Genomic DNA, 2,150 nt, shown 5'->3' on the forward strand with positions numbered 1-2,150 from the left:
AGAACCACTCCTACTTTTATTGAATTTTTCACTGACGTATTTAAGACTTATTACACATTACATATGAATAATGAGCTTATATAGCTAAACCTGTGCATTTTACCTATAACTATATTTTGCTATAATACTACTAATAAAAAATAAAATTAGGAGGTAAAAAAATGTTAATTAAGTTAAAAAAATCAGGAATAGCAATCGCATTAGCAGGTTATATGACTTTATTATCAACTTCCTCAGCTCCGGCTGCAATGGTTGATAGTATTTTCTCAGAAAATCAAAATCAAGTTATAAACCAAAGAGAAGAAGAAATTAACAAAATTCAAAAGGCATTAGAGAATAAGCTTGTTAAAGAAAAACTTAAAGCATACGGATTGACAGATGAAGAAGTTAAAGAAAAATTGTCAAAAATGTCTGACAATCAAATCCATATGTTAGCTCAGGCTTCCGATAAGGTTTTAGCCGGTGGTGATGCAATTGGTGCAGCAATAGGAGTTCTTATTATTGTTTTATTGGTAATTGTTATATTGAAACTTCTAAACAAAGAGATAATTATAAGATAATCTCATGAATGATTAAAAAATTTTTGTTTATTTTTTCCTTACTCCTTTCCCTCTCTTACGGGGGAGAGGTTTTAAATGTACCTTTTGAAAGACAAAAAAGTGAATTTTGTGGTCCAGCTTCTTTATCATCAGTATTAAGATATTATGGACAAAATATATCTCAAGAAGAAATTGCAAAATCAGTATATGCAAGAAATTTAAAAGGTGCATTAATTACGGATTTAGAAAACTTTGCCAAAGAAAAAGGATTTAAGACTGTTCTTAAAAAATCAGATATAGATGAAATTAAGAAATTTATAGACGAAAGAAAACCGGTAATTGCATTGATAGATTATGGTTATTTGTTTATTACAAAGCCCCATTATGTTGTTATAATAGGTTATAATGACAATGGATTTATTATTAATGATGGATATGAAGAGAGAAAAAATATGTCTTATGGAGAATTTTTAGATAAATGGGAGAAATTAGGAAAAGTAATTTTGGTAGTTTATCAAGAATAATATTATTAAGTGCCTCATACTTTTTGCTTTATTCCTGTTCTCTTCCAAAAATTATAGTATACGATGACCCATTATCAGCCAAAGAACATAACGACCTTGGAGTTGTTTATTACAAAAAAGGAGAATACAATTTAGCAGAACAAGAATTTTTAAAAGCTTTAAAGAAAGATAGAAATTTTTATTTAGCATACTTTAACCTTGGTAATCTTTATTACAAGAAAGGTGATTTAGAAAAATCTATAGAATTTTTTAAAAAAGCTTTAGAGATAAATAAAAATGACGATATTTTAAATAACTTAGCATATGTATTTTTGGAAATAAAGGATTGTAAGAATGCGAAATATTACTTAGACCAGATTAAAAATATAGAAATCAAGCCTGAATATAAAGATACCTATGAAAAATATTTAAAAATTTGCAATACTACTCAATAAGAGCGATAAGTGATTAGTCGAGGTTGATGTAAGAGGCTGTTCCAATAATCCACACTGTCATTCTGAGCGAAGCGAAGAATCTCATATTTTTCTTTTCAAATCAAAAAATTAAAAATTAAAAAAAGAGATCCTTCGGCCTTCGGCCTCAGGATGACACTGAAAGACAAATTTACAAAAATTTTGGAACACTCTTAGGTTGATGTAAAAAATACCTACTAATCTCTCACTTCTCAAGCTAAATCTATCTGTTTCGAACCTTGTCTTAAAATTTTTATTTTTGAGTTTTCAACCTTAACTATTGTTGACGGGACATTTGACTCAGACTTTCCTCTGTCTACATATAAATCTACTTTGTCTTTAAAGTACTCTATTGCTTTATGTATATCTTCAGCCGGTGTTAGACCAGATGGGTTTGCACTTGGTGCAACTATCGGAGTATCTAATTTGTTTAAAAAGCTTAAAAACTCCGGATCATCGGGAATTCTAAATGCTAAGGTTTTTGCTCCTCTATGCAGATATTCAAGCTCGTTATTTGGGTCGTTAACATCAAAAATTACAGTGATTCCTTTAAGATTTAAAATTTTTTCAGCTTGCGGATTTTCTTTAACTTTAAATTTTTTTAAAAATTTGGCATTTGGGAATTAAGATTATAA

4 protein-coding genes are annotated in these 2,150 nt (G+C 28.8%); 3 read left to right on the forward strand and 1 reads right to left on the reverse strand.

What is annotated here, in order from left to right; translation table 11 throughout:
* The first annotated feature begins 161 nt into the window (after positions 1–161).
* The 3 genes from SULYE_RS07770 to SULYE_RS07780 are packed head-to-tail and all read left to right on the forward strand — an operon-like array spanning position 162 to position 1,497.
* Positions 162–560, forward strand: coding sequence for a PA2779 family protein (locus SULYE_RS07770; protein ID WP_007548223.1), 399 nt, complete (start codon positions 162–164; stop codon positions 558–560).
* An 8-nt stretch (positions 561–568) separates the two neighbouring features.
* Positions 569–1,063: a C39 family peptidase gene (locus tag SULYE_RS07775; protein ID WP_007548225.1), complete on the forward strand. Its 495-nt coding sequence runs from the start codon at positions 569–571 to the stop codon at positions 1,061–1,063.
* A complete protein-coding gene (locus SULYE_RS07780) occupies positions 1,018–1,497 on the forward strand; it encodes a tetratricopeptide repeat protein (protein ID WP_043989346.1) in 480 nt (159 codons plus the stop codon). Before SULYE_RS07775 ends, SULYE_RS07780 begins: the two co-directional genes overlap by 46 nt.
* A 230-nt stretch (positions 1,498–1,727) precedes the next feature.
* Here SULYE_RS07780 and SULYE_RS08135 read toward each other — a convergent pair whose 3' ends face one another.
* A complete protein-coding gene (locus SULYE_RS08135) occupies positions 1,728–2,078 on the reverse strand; it encodes an L-threonylcarbamoyladenylate synthase (RefSeq protein WP_343122149.1) in 351 nt (116 codons plus the stop codon).
* Positions 2,079–2,150: the final 72 nt, after the last annotated feature.

The sequence above is a fragment of the Sulfurihydrogenibium yellowstonense SS-5 genome (genome assembly GCF_000173615.1).
Lineage (GTDB): Bacteria > Aquificota > Aquificia > Aquificales > Hydrogenothermaceae > Sulfurihydrogenibium > Sulfurihydrogenibium yellowstonense.